Here is a 14782-nt window from a genome sequence, read left to right on the forward strand (position 1 = left end):
CGCTTGCGGCAAACGCGACCCAAAAGGTCTTTATCTTGTGGTATGAAGCCGCCAAATGGACGATACGAGAGTTGTCCTGATAGCGTGCACAACATGACCTGCTTCAGCTCTCGCGGACGTGTGCCCGGGACTTCCAGGGCGATTGTCCAGGACATTGTCCCGCGCGCAGGGCCGGTGGAACCGCTGAAACGACGCGTGAGATATTTCTGAGGCAGGGAAGAATGAAGATGGACGAGAACGTGATAGCCTTTGAGAAGAACCAGCCGATAGAAACCGACATTGTCATTGTCGGAGCGGGGCCAGTTGGCCTTTTCGCCGTATTCGAGGCCGGATTGCTGGGCCTTAATTGCCACCTGATCGATAACCTCGACAAGGTGGGCGGCCAGTGCGCCGAGCTTTATCCGGAAAAGCCCATCTATGACATTCCGGCGCTCCCCTACTGCACGGGGCAGGGGCTGGTTGACGAGCTGATGAAGCAGGCCGACCCCTTCAAGCCTGCCTTTCACCTCAACCAACAGGCCGACAGCCTGTCCAAGCTGGAGGATGGGCGCTGGCGCCTGGAAACCAGCACCGGCACGGTTTTCCATGCTCCGGTGATCGTGATCGCAGCCGGAGCGGGTAGCTTCGTGCCGCGCCGACCGCCTCTCGAGAACATCGAGGAGTATGAGGGAAGCTCGATTCTCTATGCTGTACGCAAGATGGAGGCGCTGCGCGACAAGAAGATCGTGATCGCCGGCGGCGGGGATTCGGCACTCGACTGGACGCTCAACCTGCATCCCCTGGCCAGCCAGGTAACGCTGGTGCATCGCCGCGACCAGTTCCGCGCGGCCCCGGATTCGGTGGACAAGATGCGCCAGCTGGTGGCCAATGACGAGGTCGACCTGCAGATCGGCCAGATCAAGGAGCTGAAGGGCGAGGGCGGTCAACTCGAAGCCATACAGATCAAGAGCTCGGACGGCGAGCTCTATGAAGTACCCTGCGATGTCCTGCTGCCGTTCTTCGGCCTGAAGATGGAGTTGGGTCCGATTGCCGAATGGGGCCTGAACCTGGACCGTGACCTGATTACCGTGGATACGGAAAAATTCGAGACCTCGGTTCCGGGAATCTTCGCCATTGGCGACATCAACTACTATCCAGGAAAGCTGAAGCTGATTCTCTCGGGTTTCCACGAGGCGGCGCTGATGGCGCAGCAGGCCTTCCGCTATTGCCGGCCCGACGAGAAGTTGGTCTTCCGCTACACCACTTCATCCACGGATCTGCAGAAGAAACTGGGTGTGATATGAGCTATATCGTCGTTGTCGATCGCGAGGGGCAGGAACACCGCCTCGACGCCCTGAATGGCTGGCGTGTCATGGAGATCATCCGCGACCATGAACTGCCCATCAAGGGCGAATGCGGAGGGTGCTGCAGCTGTGCCACCTGTCACGTCTATGTAGACGAGGCCTGGCGTGATCGGATTCCGAAACGAGAGGACGAGGAAGACGAAATGCTGGACGAGGCCTTCAGCGTGGAGGACAACTCGCGCCTGAGCTGCCAGATCCTCTTTTCGGAAGATCTCGAAGGTTTGCGGGTTTATCTGGCACCGGAAGGCGCCTAAGGCACTTCCAATGGCAACTGCCTGCGTGCGGCGCATGGCTGTTGCCCGCTTGTGACGCTTCCCAGCCACCTTTTTTCCGACAAGAATATACCTTCAGTAATGCAGGTTTCTGCGGCCACCCGATTTCCGGGTGGTCGCACTTGCTTGTGTCCAACCGGATGCAGTCCTGCGGGCCGGTTCACATTTGGATATTTGTCGGAAGATATGTCAGCTGTCGCAGAGGAGAGTACGAAGGTTCGCGCCAAACCCCCAATCGGCATCCTGATTGCGGCAAGTGCCATCGGACCGCTCGCGCTCAATATCTTCATTCCCTCGATGCCGGGGCTGCAGCATACCTTTTCCGCGGATTATGCCACAGTCCAGCTGACCCTGACTCTCTACCTGATTGGCCTGGCGGTCAGCCAATTGTTGTATGGTCCCCTGTCGGATCGCTACGGCCGTCGGCCGCTGCTTTTGGGCGGTCTCGGACTTTTCGTGCTGGCCAGCCTGGCCTGTTCGCTGGCGACCTCCATTGAAGGCTTGATCGTTGCCCGTGTCCTGCAGGCCGTCGGCGGTTGTTCTGGTATCGTCCTGGGGCGCGCGATCGTTCGCGACCTTTACGAGCGGGACAAGGCGGCCAGCATGATCGGCTATATCACCATGGCCTGGGTGCTGGCGCCCATGGTGGCGCCCCTGATCGGTGGAATCCTGGACACCTGGTACGGCTGGCAGGCCAGTTTCTATTTTCTGGTGATTGCCGGAGCTCTGGTCTTCCTGGCCTGCCTGCGCTGGCTGCACGAAACCCATTTCGATCGGCATAACACCAGCGGCCTGCGCGGCTTCGTGGCAGGCTTTCCCATCCTGCTGAGGCGGCGCGAATTCCTGTCTTACGCATTGCAGCTGTCCTTCAACAGCGGTGTCTTCTTCTCGTTCCTGGCGGGAGCACCCTATGTCATGACCGAGACACTGGGGCGCAGCCCCGTGGAGTACGGCATCTATTTTGCTTTGGTCTCGCTGGGCTACATGGCCGGCAATGGTCTGGCGGGGCGCTATTCGGTGCAGCGCGGAATCGATTCCATGATCCTTATGGGACTTGCCGCCACGCTGATCGGGACGGCCATCATGATGGCCTTCGTGGTGGCCGGTGTCCTGCATCCGCTGACAATCTTCGTGCCCATGCTGCTCTGTTCCTTGGGCAACGGACTCTCCATTCCCAATGGTCTTGCTGGCGCCATCAGCGTCCGACCGGATATGGCCGGGGTCGGTTCCGGCCTTGCGGGTTTCATCCAGATGTCACTGGGCGCCATGATATCCCAACTCGTGGGCTTCCTTCAGGATGGGGCTGTCTATCCACTGTTCGTCATCATGTTGACCAGCGCGGCACTGGCCTGTGTGGCGAATTTCTTCGGGCGGACAGCGCCGACCCGCTGATTGAGAGGGGCAGAGATGTCCGCTCAAGCCGCACAGCCGTATCCACGATCCATTCTGATGGGTTCGATGGGCTGAACGCGCCCTTTTTCATTGGTGGCATGGAAGGAAGCGGCGCCCGTCGATGGCTCCAGCACCATCAAGCTGAGCACGCCCGTGGCAAAGGCGCCCGTGTCCATGGAGATGCGGTTCTCGGTAATGACCGGGCAGGGCGGGTCGATCATGGGCGTGTGACCATGCACGACGATATGGGAAAGCGGGCCCTTATGATTGAGAAAGGGCCCCCGGATCCAGATGCAGTCCTCTGGCCTCTGTTCGGGAATTGGACGGCTGGGATCAACGCCGGCATGAACGAAGGTGTAGTTGCCCTCGGTTTCCTGGATCGAGGCATTGCGCAGCATGGCATGATGATGGGCATAGGCTTCGGCAACGATTGTCCGGACCGCTTCCGGTTCGCTTGACGCAAAACCATAGGAGTCCAGCGTTTCGCTGCCACCATTCATCAGCCAGGTGGGATCCGGTACGCCCTGTTCAAAGAATTCCAGAAGCCAGCTGTCGTGGTTGCCTAGGATCAGGCGTGAGCGGGGCCAAGCCACCAGGGCGTCGTGCACCAGGTCCATCGCCCGCCGGTTCTCCGGGCCGCGGTCCACGATGTCACCCAGGAAAATCACCTTGGGCCGGCCGCCTTGCCGCACTGCGTGGTCATCCACGAAATCCAGGAGCCTTTTCAGCAGACCTGCATGGCCGTGAACGTCACCAATGGCATAGATCAGGCTGTTGTCTGTCACGGGTTGCTCCTCGCCTTGGCAGGAGGTGCTTGCCGCAGGGCGGGTGTGCACCAGTTTGATGACAGGACTCATATGGGATTGAATAAGCCGATGTGCAGGCTGACGAGTGTCCTTTGCTTTCTGAGCCTGGCTCTGATGGTTGCGCTGGCGACTACCATGCCGACGCATGCGCAGGAGGACGATGAAGGCTCATGGGCGCTGCTGCAAAGCGGAAACGCGGTTGCCCTTATGCGCCATGCCCTGGCGCCTGGTACCGGCGATCCACCCGGCTTCGAGCTGGGGGACTGCAGCACGCAGCGCACCCTCTCGGAAGAAGGCCGCCAGCAGGCCCGGGCCCTGGGGGAGCTTTTCCGTGCGCAGGGGATCAGCAAGGCCGACGTGCGCTCAAGCCGTTGGTGCCGTAGCCTGGAGACTGCGGAACTGCTGGAACTCGGCGAGGTCAGAAAAGCGCCGTTCCTGGATTCCTTCTTCCGCAACCGCGAGCGAGGTGTGGAACAGACCGAGGCGGCTCGAACGTTCATTCGTGCACATCTCGATCGGGGCGAAAGGCCGCTCGTCCTGGTCACGCACCAGGTCAACATCACGGCTCTGAGCGGTGTCTACCCCGCTTCTGGGGAGGTTGTTCTGCTCCGTCAGGATCCGGACAGTCCCGACCTGAAGGTGGAGGGGCGTATAAAGCAGGACTTCTGAAGTCTCAACCCGTTTTGCCGCCCCGCAGTTTTGCGATCGCCTCACAGACTGCCTCGAAGGGCAGCAAAGCCGATCCATGGCGGTGACGCATGTCGATGGCAGGTAACAGCAGTTCCAGATCCTTCCAGTCTCCCTGTGGCGCATCTGCTTTCTGTTTCAGCATCTGGCGCACCTGTTCGCTGATACGCTCGGCTTCGGCAAAGGACTTTCCCGGAAGCTGCCGTGCCAGCACCGCGGTTCCCAGCTGCCCAAGGGAGCAGGCCCTAACGGCGTAGCCGATATCCGTGACGGTTTCTCCATCGACCGCTAGGTCAAGCGTCATGGTGCTGCCGCAGATCGGGCTGCGCTGTTCCACGGTGACATCGGGCCGCTCAAGAGGACGGTCATGCTCCACCTCGCGTGTCAGCTCATGCAGCCGCTTGCTGTAGAGTTCCAGCAGATCATCATCCAAGGGGGCGCTCACACTGCTCTCCGCCATGTTCCGGCAATCATTTCTGACCTCTAAGGTATTCAGCCCTTCACCGGCTCGACAAGGGAAAGTTCCGGTGGATTGCCGGTTTCCCAGCCGTTACTCAGCGGGTACAAGCCTCAGGATCTCGGCATCTGAGTCGTCGATCACGACGTATAGGTACCCTTCCGGGCCACTACGGACATCCCGGATCCGCTGGCCGCGATCCTCCAGCAGCCGTTCCTCGTCAACGATTTCCTCGCCCTCGATTTCCAGGCGGGTCAGGTGGGTCATGGCAAGCGCGCCGACAAAGAGGTCGCCGCGCCATTCGGGAAAGTGGTCTCCGTCATAGAAAGCCATGCCCGAGGGCGCGATCGAAGGTGTCCAGTGGAGCAGTGGCTGCTCCATGCCCTCCTTCTCGGTGCCTTCACCGATGGTGCCGCCGGAATAGGCCATACCATAGGTGATGACCGGCCAGCCGTAATTCAGGCCCTTCTCGGGGATATTGAGCTCGTCGCCCCCTCTGGGGCCATGTTCATGCTCCCACAGCACGCCGGTTTCGGGATGCAGGGTAAGGCCCTGCGGGTTGCGGTGGCCGTACGAGAAGATCTCGGGCCGAGCATCGTCTCGGTCGGTGAAGGGGTTGCCTTCGGGAATGCTGCCGTCGTCGTGCAGACGAATCAGCGAGCCGGCGTGATCATCGATATCCTGGGCCCGGTCTTTCTCGCCGCGATCGCCCACCGTGATGAAGAGGTAGCCATCGCGGTCAAAGGCCAGACGCGAGCCGAAGTGCCGTGTCGCTCCCGAGAAAGGCTCCGCCGTGAAAATCCGCTCCAGGTTCTCCAGGCGATCGTCTTCGAAGCGCGCGCGGCTGACCGCCGTGGTCATGCCGTTCCCACCGGAAATGGAATGACTGATGTAGATCAGGCGATTGTTTTCGAAATCGGGATGTAGCGCGATGTCCAGAAGGCCGCCTTGGCCGCGTGCGGCAACATCGGGCGTGCCCGGAACGAGATCAGGGACCAAGGTGCCATCGCTTTCCAGGATGCGCAGGCGTCCCGGACGCTCCGTCACGAGCATGCGGCCGTCCGGCAGGAAAGCCAGGGCCCAAGGGTGTTCGAGACCTTCCGTGAAGGTCTGGACCTGGAACTCGGCCTGCTGTGTTGAATGCCTGTCCTGGGCAAGAGATGCAGGCGCCAGGACCATGCCGGCCAGAAGTGCGGGGATCAGGGGACGGAATGATTTCTTCATGGGCCTGTCCATTCTTGTCTGAAAGCGCTCTACGCGCTGCTTGGGCGCAGCGGACAAGGAATTTCGATCTGAGTCTAATCTGGTATGATCTCCCATTCTTGCCAGGGTTATCTTGTGCGTTGGTAGGTGGTTCGCGATCTGCAGCCCCTTGTACTGAAACCACTGGCGGGGCATGCTGTCTTAATACTTGTATGGTGCCGGGCCCCATTCCCGGCCCGGTCAACAGGGGGGCAAGAGATGAAAGTCGCGGTTGCCAAGGAGCGACAGACAGGAGAGGCGCGCGTTGCCGCGACTCCCGACAGCGTGAAGAAAATGGTGTCGCTGGGTATGTCTGTCGTTGTCGAAAGCGGTGCCGGCAGCGGGGCCAGCCTGAACGACACGGCCTACAAGGAGGCCGGCGCCGAGATTGCCAAATCCGGGAAGACACTGCTGTCCGATGCCGATGTGGTGTTGCGTGTTGCGCGCCCTGAGGCTGACGAGGTCTCGGCCTGTCCCAAGGGCACCTTGCTGATCGGACAGATGAGCCCCTATCAGGACCAGCCCGAGCTCGAGAAGCTGATCGATCAGGGTCTGACGGTCTTTTCTCTGGAGTTCCTGCCGCGCATCAGTCGCGCCCAGGCCATGGACACCCTGTCCTCCCAGGCCAATCTGGCCGGCTACAAGGCGGTCATCGATGCCGCCGCCGAGTACGGACGGGCCCTGCCGATGATGATGACGGCCGCTGGCCGCATCAATCCTGCCAAGGTTTTGATTATGGGCGCTGGCGTGGCGGGCCTCCAGGCGATTGCTACGGCACGGCGTCTGGGGGGGCGTGTCTATGCCACGGATGTTCGTCCTGCCGCCAAGGAGCAGGTCGAATCCCTCGGGGCCGAATTCGTTGCCGTTGAGGACGAGGAGTTCAGGGCGGCCGAGACGGCCGGCGGCTATGCCAAGGAGATGTCGGACAGTTACAAGAAGAAGCAGGCGGAACTGATCGCCGAGACCATTGCCGACATGGACCTGGTCATCACAACGGCGCAGATTCCAGGCCGACCGGCGCCGCGCCTGATCGATGAGGCCATGGTGAAGTCCATGCGACCCGGCTCGATCATCTTTGACCTCGCGGCCGAGGGCGGAGGTAACTGTGCACTGACCCAGCCAGGCAAGCTGGCAACCAAGCATGGTATAAAGATCATGGGCTACTTGAATGTGCCCTCGCGCCTGGCAGCCGATGCCTCGATGCTCTACGCCAACAACCTCTTCAACTTTCTTTCCCTGCTCTATGACAAGGAAAGCAAGGCCTTGAAGATCGATTGGGACGACGAGATCGTGAAGGGCACCTTGCTCGGACGGGATGGCAAGGCCGTGCATTCCGCGTTGACCGGAAAGGCGACAGAACCGGACCAAGCCGCCGACAGCAAGCAGACTTCGGAAGAGGGGAAGGCCAATGGCTGAGGAAAAACTTGTCGATCAGGCCATGGACCTGGCCAATCGCGCGAGCGAGCTTTCCAAGGATATTGCGGCCCTCGGACAGGACGCCAGCCGCATGGCTGTGGAAAGCACAGGCGGCGCGGGCGGTACTTCAACGCTCGTGGTCGGGTTGACGGTCTTCGTGCTGGCAGTCTTCGTCGGTTACCATGTGGTTTGGCGTGTAACGCCGGCTTTGCACTCGCCGCTGATGGGCGTCACCAATGCCATTTCCTCGGTGATCATCGTTGGCGCGTTGATCGCCGCTGGGACGGGGGATTACGGCTTCAGCGAGATCATGGGCTTCATCGCCGTGATGCTGGCCAGCGTGAACATCTTCGGCGGGTTCATCGTGACCCATCGCATGCTGTCCATGTTCAAGAAAAAGCAGAAATAGGCAGGGGAAAAGACAATGGACAAGGATTTCGCCGCCCTGCTGTATCTCGTGGCTTCGGTTTGCTTCATCCTCGCACTGCGGGGGCTGGCGCATCCCGAATCCAGCCGCAACGGCCTGCGGTTCGGTATGGCCGGCATGGCGATTGCCGTGCTGACCACGCTGTTCGTCGTCCCTGAGGTCAACTTCCTGTTGATCCTGGCGGGCGTGGCTGTTGGCGGCACCATCGGCACGGTGATCGCGCTGCGCATCCAGATGACGGCCCTGCCGCAGCTGGTGGCAGCCTTCCACTCACTGGTCGGCCTGGCTGCCGTCCTCGTGGCCCTGGCCGCCTTCTACGACCCGGCGGCCTACGGCATCGGATCGCCCGGGGACATCAAGGTCAGTTCCCTGATCGAGATGTCCATCGGCACCGCAATCGGCGCCATCACCTTCACCGGCTCCATCGTGGCCTTCGGCAAGCTGCAGGGGCTGGTCAGCGGCAAGCCGGTGTCCTTCCCCATGCAGCATTGGCTGAACCTGGGGCTGGGTATCATGACGGTTCTGCTGGTTGTCTGGGTCTGCGTGACCCAGGCGGAACTGCCGTTCTGGCTGATTATCCTGGTGACCCTGGCACTGGGCATCCTGATCATCATTCCCATCGGCGGGGCCGACATGCCGGTGGTGATCTCCATGCTCAATTCCTATTCCGGCTGGGCGGCCTGCGGGATCGGTTTCACCCTGGAAAACAACCTGCTGATCATCACCGGCGCCTTGGTGGGTGCTGCGGGTGCCATCCTCAGCTACATCATGTGCAAGGGCATGAACCGCTCCTTCTTCTCGGTCATACTCGGCGGTTTCGGCGGTGAATCGGCCGCTGGCGGCAGCGATGACATGGACCGGACCTATCGCCAGGGGGCAGCCGATGACGCCGCCTTCCTGATGCGCAACGCGGACAAGGTCATCATCGTGCCGGGTTATGGCATGGCGGTGGCCCAGGCCCAGCATGCCCTGCGCGAGATGGTCGACCTGCTGAAGGCGGAAGACGTCGAGGTGAAGTACGCCATTCACCCTGTGGCCGGCCGCATGCCGGGCCACATGAACGTCCTGCTGGCCGAGGCCAATGTGCCTTATGACGAGGTCTTCGAGATGGACGAGATCAACCGCGAATTCGGCGAGACGGACGTGGCCTTCGTGATCGGCGCCAACGATGTCACCAACCCCTCGGCCAAGACCGATCCATCCTCGCCCATCTACGGTATGCCTGTGCTGGATGTGGAGAAGGCGCAGAACGTGCTGTTCGTGAAGCGTTCCATGTCCACGGGCTATGCCGGCGTCGACAACCCTCTGTTCTACATGGACCAGACCATGATGCTGCTGGATGATGCCAAGAAGATGTGCGAGCACATCGTCAAGGCGCTGGAGCAATAGACGCTTCAATTCAAAGCGTCCGCTCCAGAACGGGTCAGGCGCGGAACGGGGTGGTTTTAAGAAGGTAACGGACCGACTGCAGTATACGCGTGAGGCGCTGATCCCACAGATCGGTCAGCGCCTCCGGCGTCCTGGGAGCCGTGAGCGGATGCGGAGCGCGCACAAGCGGTGATCTGCGATCCACGATCAGATAGAAGGTCTCGTTATTCACTCCGGCCGCTACTGCCTTTTCCCTCATGTTGCTTGTCAAAAGTCCACAGAGGATGCTTGCGAACGTGGTAGTATCAAGACGCCGTCCTTCGGCTCGACCTATGCCTTCCAGCGCAGTCAGCACCTCAGGTGTGATCCAGGTTCTTGCTTTTTCGGGAGCATCCGACCGTATCGTGTAGGAATGCGTTTGCGCGAGCTCGCGCATGGGACTGCGCCGTACCTTGGTCCACAGCTTCTGCAGCAGCCGACGCATGAATGAGCTGCGCGCGCGCACTGTCGCCGTTATTCCGGTCGTCTGTGGTAGATCAAAACAGAACAAAAGCCCCTTGAACACCACGCGACGTCCGGTTCCCCCTGTCTGGGTCAAAGTCAAGTCAAACAGTCTGGTTGGTACACCGTCCAGCGAACCGGTCAGTCCGACTGAGACATCGAACCTGTTGTAGTCGGGAAGCAATTCCAGTTTGTTGGCACCGGCCAGTGCGACCGATGCGTTGCCATCCAGATCGAGAGACTGCAGGTCCGTCAATGTCCAGGCGGCCGGCAGGCCCCTCTTAATGACCTGTTCGCGCCAGGCCGTTGGTCCGGCAATCACAATCAGATAGGCCGGCACACCAAGGAACAATGCTGTCAAAACGACAAGCCCGCCCAGGTCCTTGATGCCATCGACGCGAACAGCCAGAAGGTATAGTGGGCCGGCTGCAATCAGGCCGGCTACCAGCAGACGCTTAGCCATACGGCGCAGCTCTCGCCGCCGATGGGGGCCCAGCAGTTGTGCCAGGTCGGTCGTCTGCTCTATCATTTCAGGTTCATCATCTTTCAATTCCTTGCGTCTGCTCAATCCCCAGCGATGAAGCCGGTCCAGGTTCCATCCGCACGGACCGTCAAGCGATAGCCCGTATAACCGATCTCCGCGGCCTGTCTGTTCCAATCCTCGCGCGTCATAAGCAGGCTGACGTCAGCGGCCTGGTTCGGGGTCAGTTGCTCGAAGGGCTGTGCAGGCATGTTGGCGATGTAGGGCCACACGAAGGCACCATCCGGTGTGCGTGCCGCGGGAAGCGCGAGTACCTGTGCCAGCGCGCGCAGTACCGACCGTCCACCTTGACGGTCGGCAAGCCGCTGCCAGTAGGCAATCGGGTCTGAGGCGACAGCATAGCTGAACTGGAAGTATTCGGCCTTTTCAAGGATTGGCCGCAAGGCTTGTAGGTCGCCGGCTTGCGCGGCCTTCAGCAGCTTGCTGCGAGTCTGTGCCACGGGTGCCGGTAGGTCGACCGGCTGGTAAAGGGTGCTTGACCGCTGGTCTGCCACCCCATGGGCACATGCTGCCGCCAGAATAGCCAAGATAACCCCGGAGCCAATGCCAATCATTCTCCATCTTTGCATACTATCCCCGTAATGATGGGTTCTCCATTAATGGAATATTATTATTATTATATTACAGATACCATGGATTCTGATACGTATTTATGTAAAGGTAAACAAATTCGGTGTATGGGGAGCTGAAAACAAAGAATAAACGATGAACTTAAGTTGCCACATACTAGGGATAGCTGGGCACGCGCCTCTACACCGGAGCGATGCCATGCTTGGCACCGGCCAATACCGACAGGGGCAAGGAGGCACAAAGGGAATGCAACGAATATTCAAACCTGGATTAGCGGGCGCTCTTGTGCTCGCCGCCACCATGGTACTCGGACCTGTGGCCCATGCTGCGAACTGCACCACCGGAGCCAGGGCAGCTGCGGATATCTGGAAGGAATACGACAAGATTGCCAAGAGTGCCGGCTGCGCTGTCGGTACGGCCGGGGCGGCGATCCTGAGTGCCGGCGCGACACTGCCGCAGTCTGCCCAGATCTATAAGCAGTGCTTCGAGCAAGCGGACAAGATCGACCAGACCAGCCGCAAGATGATCGCCCAGTGGAACAAGCTGAACAAGAATGGTTGGGGCACGATTGGTCCGCGGGAACTGCGCGTCGGCGGCAGCTATGAAGGCAATATCAAGTCCCAGTTCACGCGCATGTTCATCAGTTCGTCACCGATCGCCGAACCCTTCGTCAAGCTTCGTATCAAGAAACGGGACGAGCGCGCCAACAAGGGCAAAACCCGCGTGACGGTTTGCTCGTATCCGCCCGGAGGGCCTGGTCACGGTGTCGAGGGCAAGAAGATCTGGAGCTTTACCATTGCCCCCGGCCGGCAGAACCAGGGCAAGGTTTGGCAGCGCGCCTTTGCCATACCCGGTAATGTGCTGACGGTTGCCTTCAAGGGACAGAGCGCGGTCAAGGCGATGAAGTACAGACTGGAGGCCGACCGCATCGGGGCCGACCACACTGTATTGATTGCCAGCAGTGATGTTTCCGGATCAACTGGTTACGACCTGTCTGTCTCCGACTACCTGGAGCCTGTCGCCGGTACGATTGCGGGCTATTACGCCAGCGTCGATTCCAACGACAGTCGCTCGCGCAGACGTGCGCGCGGAACTGTCGGTAGCGGCAATGATGCCTACCGTGTTGTCGGCCGGGTGAATGACGTGCAGCTGGACGATCCAAATGCCGCCAATGTTCTGATCGATGGTAAGCCGCGTGGCAGTGGAGGCCAGCAGGACAATTCTGTCGGTCGTGTCTCGGGTGTTCCCAAGAAAAGCGAAGCTCAGCAGCCCACTGGAATGGCAGGTGGCTCGAGCCCCAATACCGACAGCGACCATTTTGCCGGCACTTGGGACAGCTCATACGGGGAACTGCAGCTGCATCGGATCGGCCGGTACCTGGTAGGTGACTACGCGAGCCAAGGAATCATCGCGGGCAAGGTGACTGATGGCTGCGTCGCGGGTGTCTTCACCAATGGTGGTCGGAACGGCGTGTTCCGCTGGAAGACTTCCGGAAACGGTCAATTCAATGGCCGCTGGGGTTGGAGCGGTCAAGGGCTGAGCGATTCCTGGAGTGGCCAGCGCACCGGACCGGCTCCGGACAGGCTGAACAATTTTGCGCGTGGACAAGGAACAACACAGACCATGCAGCAAGACAGAACGGTCTATGACGGCCAGTACAACAGCAATTACGGCCCCATCACGTTGCTCTCCCGTGATCTCTTCATGGTCGGCGATTACGCCGACAAAGGTATCATGGCCGGCATGTGGGATGGTAACGGCTTTGTTGGGCGCTTTACCAACGGTTCTCGGACCGGCTGGTTCGACCTCGAGTTCTTCTCCAAGACCGGCGATTTCCGCAAAGGCCAGTGGGGCTGGGTGGACAACGATAACAGTGGCAGCTGGACGTTGTCGCAAACCGCCAGTGGCACCTTGCCTGACTTCGGCTCGCTGCCTTCGAGTGTAAGCTGCCGCTAAAGATATCCTCCCGGTGCAGCTTCCCTGCACTGGGAGATATGGCTCCCACCCGGGGAACCCTCTCGGATGACGATCTTCATGGATCCAGCATGTCCCAAGAACCTGATTTCTGATGCTTCAATCGGACTCCTGCTCAGGGATCTGCATTCAAATAGCGGAGACTCCATCGAGGATCATCCGCTCTCAAAGCTGCTTGTAGAGGATGGTGGCGGGGTCCAGGCGGTCTTCGTGCGGGTCTCGGGCATAGGCGGGAATGGCGCCCAGGTCGATAAAGCCCAGTGAGAGGTAGAGTTGCTCGGCTGCGCTTCCGGTGGTGGTGTCCAGAGTGATCAGGCTGCGCCCCAGGCGGCGTGCCTGGGTTTCGGCTTCCTGCATCAACCGGCGGGCCGTGCCGCGTCCGCGATGGTCGGGGTGGACCATCAGCTTGGTGATTTCCGCTCTGTGAACCTGATTGGGTGGCATGTCGCAGTCCAACTGGACCGTACCGACCAGTTGCGCGGTGTCTGATGACCTATATGTCCTGGCGACAAACAGGAAGCGTTGTTGCGTGCCCAGGGCCGGCATGATCCGGTCGCGCCAGAAAGCGCACGCATCATCGACACTGAAAGGCAGGATGAAGTTGATGTTTGCACCGTCATGGACACAGGCATGCAGCAGCGTCGCCAGCTCCTGCAGGTTGTCTGCTAGCTCATCCTTCGTCAGGCGGTCCAGAGTCACGGAGGATGTTTCTTGCATGGTCGTACCCCTTATACCGTGAACAAGACATAGCGGGCCACGCTGTCCGGCCCCGTGTGAAACAGGCTGGGGCCTGACAGGCGATAGCGCAGGCAATCCCCGGCGCGTAGATGGTGGGTTTGATCATTGATCGTGATGTTCAGCGTGCCTTCGAGCAGTAAAAGGTGATGCTCGAGGCCTTCACGCGGAGGCCTGTCGTAGGCGATGCTTTGATTGGGCTGGATTTCCGCCTCGATGGCTTCACCGGCCAGCGGCTGGGCCGGCGGCGAGATTGTGCGTCTGGTAAAGCCTGAGTGTGGGTCGTTCCAGACTTTCTGCTGCGCGCGTTTGATCAAGGGAGTGTAGGCGTCGTCCTCGACCAGGTGGATCAGGCGCGACAGGGTCAGGCCGTAAACGGAACAGAGGCGCCCCAGAATATTGGCTGTCGGGCTGACCTCGCTGTTCTCGATTCGGGAAAGGGAGGCGCGACTGATACCGCTCTCTCGGGCCAATCGATCGAGCGACCAGTCATGTGCCAGACGCAGGCTCTTCAGGTGGGCAGCAAGGCGATCATCGATACATATCTCGCTCATATATGGAAATAATTCTCATATATGAGAATATGTCAAGATTTTCGAATACAATTGCCTGAATATGGTACTGCGTCAAAAACACAAGAAAAGCGCAGCCCGACAACCGAGCTGCGCTTTTCAAGAGAAATGTTCGAGCCTCTGGTAGAGGAGAGGCCTAGAAGCCCTCGCGTTCCATGCGCTTGCGGAGAAGCTTGCGATAGCGGCGCACGGCTTCGGCGCGCTCACGCTTGCGCTTCTCGGATGGCTTTTCGAAATGGCGACGCAATTTCATTTCACGGAAGACGCCTTCGCGCTGCAGCTTCTTCTTGAGTGCGCGCAGGGCCTGATCGACGTTGTTATCGCGGACGTGTACTTGCACGGAAGCTCGAACCTCCTGATCTCTTGAACAAAAACAACCGTTCCGCAACGCTCACCGTTGCGGAGCCGGTTCAATAGCACGGCTCGGTTCCTGTGAAAAGAACCTATCTGCCATCTGCAGACGCAATCTTTACGCCCGC

16 protein-coding genes are annotated in these 14782 nt (G+C 59.9%); 8 read left to right on the top strand and 8 right to left on the bottom strand.

Annotated elements, in window-relative coordinates:
- Positions 1-227 precede the first annotated feature (227 nt).
- From G502_RS0113330 to G502_RS20210, 3 genes are all read left to right on the top strand, one after another.
- Positions 228-1283: an NAD(P)/FAD-dependent oxidoreductase gene (locus G502_RS0113330; protein WP_040488296.1), complete on the top strand. Its 1056-nt coding sequence runs from the start codon at positions 228-230 to the stop codon at positions 1281-1283.
- Positions 1280-1597: a 2Fe-2S iron-sulfur cluster-binding protein gene (locus G502_RS0113335; protein ID WP_022729175.1), complete on the top strand. Its 318-nt coding sequence runs from the start codon at positions 1280-1282 to the stop codon at positions 1595-1597. Before G502_RS0113330 ends, G502_RS0113335 begins: the two co-directional genes overlap by 4 nt.
- A gap of 204 nt (positions 1598-1801) precedes the next feature.
- Positions 1802-3007, top strand: a complete 1206-nt coding sequence (locus G502_RS20210) for a multidrug effflux MFS transporter (protein WP_022729176.1) — start codon at positions 1802-1804, stop codon at positions 3005-3007.
- 23 nt (positions 3008-3030) lie between these two features.
- Here the strand turns inward: G502_RS20210 and G502_RS20215 are convergent, their stop codons facing one another.
- Complete coding sequence (locus tag G502_RS20215) at positions 3031-3792, bottom strand: metallophosphoesterase (protein WP_162140982.1); 762 nt, start codon at positions 3790-3792, stop codon at positions 3031-3033.
- 156 nt (positions 3793-3948) lie between these two features.
- On the opposite strand from G502_RS20215, the gene G502_RS0113350 reads away from it, so the two are divergent.
- Positions 3949-4482 (top strand): histidine phosphatase family protein, encoded by a 534-nt coding sequence (locus G502_RS0113350; RefSeq protein WP_245560765.1) that lies wholly within the window; start codon positions 3949-3951, stop codon positions 4480-4482.
- Between the two features lie 4 nt (positions 4483-4486).
- On the opposite strand, the gene G502_RS0113355 is transcribed toward G502_RS0113350, so the two are convergent.
- The gene (locus G502_RS0113355; RefSeq protein ID WP_162140983.1) at positions 4487-4945 is read right to left on the bottom strand and encodes an iron-sulfur cluster assembly scaffold protein; all 459 of its coding nucleotides are present in this window, start codon (positions 4943-4945) and stop codon (positions 4487-4489) included.
- 105 nt (positions 4946-5050) lie between these two features.
- Positions 5051-6181: a PQQ-dependent sugar dehydrogenase gene (locus G502_RS0113360; protein WP_022729180.1), complete on the bottom strand. Its 1131-nt coding sequence runs from the start codon at positions 6179-6181 to the stop codon at positions 5051-5053.
- A 237-nt stretch (positions 6182-6418) separates the two neighbouring features.
- Here G502_RS0113360 and G502_RS0113365 point away from each other — a divergent pair, with 237 nt between their 5' ends.
- The 3 genes from G502_RS0113365 to G502_RS0113375 are packed head-to-tail and all read left to right on the top strand — an operon-like array spanning position 6419 to position 9431.
- On the top strand, positions 6419-7615 hold the full coding sequence (locus G502_RS0113365) for a Re/Si-specific NAD(P)(+) transhydrogenase subunit alpha (protein ID WP_022729181.1): 1197 nt from the start codon (positions 6419-6421) through the stop codon (positions 7613-7615).
- On the top strand, positions 7608-8024 hold the full coding sequence (locus G502_RS0113370; protein WP_022729182.1) for an NAD(P) transhydrogenase subunit alpha part 2: 417 nt from the start codon (positions 7608-7610) through the stop codon (positions 8022-8024). The genes G502_RS0113365 and G502_RS0113370 overlap by 8 nt, the downstream gene beginning before the upstream one ends.
- A gap of 15 nt (positions 8025-8039) precedes the next feature.
- Positions 8040-9431: an NAD(P)(+) transhydrogenase (Re/Si-specific) subunit beta gene (locus tag G502_RS0113375; protein ID WP_022729183.1), complete on the top strand. Its 1392-nt coding sequence runs from the start codon at positions 8040-8042 to the stop codon at positions 9429-9431.
- Positions 9432-9465: 34 nt separating this feature from the next.
- Here G502_RS0113375 and G502_RS0113380 read toward each other — a convergent pair whose 3' ends face one another.
- Both G502_RS0113380 and G502_RS0113385 read right to left on the bottom strand, forming a co-directional pair.
- Positions 9466-10479 carry a hypothetical protein gene (locus G502_RS0113380; protein ID WP_026989471.1) on the bottom strand — a complete coding sequence of 338 codons (1014 nt, stop codon included), beginning with the start codon at positions 10477-10479 and terminating at the stop codon, positions 9466-9468.
- Positions 10476-10946, bottom strand: a complete 471-nt coding sequence (locus G502_RS0113385) for a hypothetical protein (RefSeq protein WP_155957854.1) — start codon at positions 10944-10946, stop codon at positions 10476-10478. The genes G502_RS0113380 and G502_RS0113385 overlap by 4 nt, the downstream gene beginning before the upstream one ends.
- A gap of 322 nt (positions 10947-11268) precedes the next feature.
- Between G502_RS0113385 and G502_RS0113390 the strand changes: the two genes are divergently transcribed.
- Positions 11269-12978, top strand: coding sequence for a hypothetical protein (locus G502_RS0113390; RefSeq protein ID WP_155957855.1), 1710 nt, complete (start codon positions 11269-11271; stop codon positions 12976-12978).
- 183 nt (positions 12979-13161) lie between these two features.
- Here the strand turns inward: G502_RS0113390 and G502_RS0113395 are convergent, their stop codons facing one another.
- From G502_RS0113395 to rpsU, 3 genes are all read right to left on the bottom strand, one after another.
- On the bottom strand, positions 13162-13713 hold the full coding sequence (locus G502_RS0113395) for a GNAT family N-acetyltransferase (protein ID WP_022729187.1): 552 nt from the start codon (positions 13711-13713) through the stop codon (positions 13162-13164).
- An 11-nt stretch (positions 13714-13724) separates the two neighbouring features.
- Positions 13725-14285, bottom strand: coding sequence for an XRE family transcriptional regulator (locus tag G502_RS0113400; RefSeq protein WP_022729188.1), 561 nt, complete (start codon positions 14283-14285; stop codon positions 13725-13727).
- 154 nt (positions 14286-14439) lie between these two features.
- On the bottom strand, positions 14440-14643 hold the full coding sequence (rpsU, locus tag G502_RS0113405; protein ID WP_022729189.1) for a 30S ribosomal protein S21: 204 nt from the start codon (positions 14641-14643) through the stop codon (positions 14440-14442).
- Positions 14644-14782: the final 139 nt, after the last annotated feature.

The organism is Fodinicurvata sediminis DSM 21159 (genome assembly GCF_000420625.1).
GTDB lineage: Bacteria > Pseudomonadota > Alphaproteobacteria > Kiloniellales > DSM-21159 > Fodinicurvata > Fodinicurvata sediminis.

Bases quoted from the DNA above. Each gene is read 5' to 3' on its own strand.
- G502_RS0113330 (WP_040488296.1), top strand. From the start codon at position 228: ATGGACGAGAACGTGATAGCCTTTGAGAAGAACCAGCCGATAGAAACC.
- G502_RS0113335 (WP_022729175.1), top strand. From the start codon at position 1,280: ATGAGCTATATCGTCGTTGTCGATCGCGAGGGGCAGGAACACCGCCTC.
- G502_RS20210 (WP_022729176.1), top strand. From the start codon at position 1,802: ATGTCAGCTGTCGCAGAGGAGAGTACGAAGGTTCGCGCCAAACCCCCA.
- G502_RS0113350 (WP_245560765.1), top strand. From the start codon at position 3,949: ATGCCGACGCATGCGCAGGAGGACGATGAAGGCTCATGGGCGCTGCTG.
- G502_RS0113360 (WP_022729180.1), bottom strand. From the start codon at position 6,181: ATGAAGAAATCATTCCGTCCCCTGATCCCCGCACTTCTGGCCGGCATG.
- G502_RS0113365 (WP_022729181.1), top strand. From the start codon at position 6,419: ATGAAAGTCGCGGTTGCCAAGGAGCGACAGACAGGAGAGGCGCGCGTT.
- G502_RS0113370 (WP_022729182.1), top strand. From the start codon at position 7,608: ATGGCTGAGGAAAAACTTGTCGATCAGGCCATGGACCTGGCCAATCGC.
- G502_RS0113375 (WP_022729183.1), top strand. From the start codon at position 8,040: ATGGACAAGGATTTCGCCGCCCTGCTGTATCTCGTGGCTTCGGTTTGC.
- G502_RS0113390 (WP_155957855.1), top strand. From the start codon at position 11,269: ATGCAACGAATATTCAAACCTGGATTAGCGGGCGCTCTTGTGCTCGCC.
- G502_RS0113395 (WP_022729187.1), bottom strand. From the start codon at position 13,713: ATGCAAGAAACATCCTCCGTGACTCTGGACCGCCTGACGAAGGATGAG.
- G502_RS0113400 (WP_022729188.1), bottom strand. From the start codon at position 14,285: ATGAGCGAGATATGTATCGATGATCGCCTTGCTGCCCACCTGAAGAGC.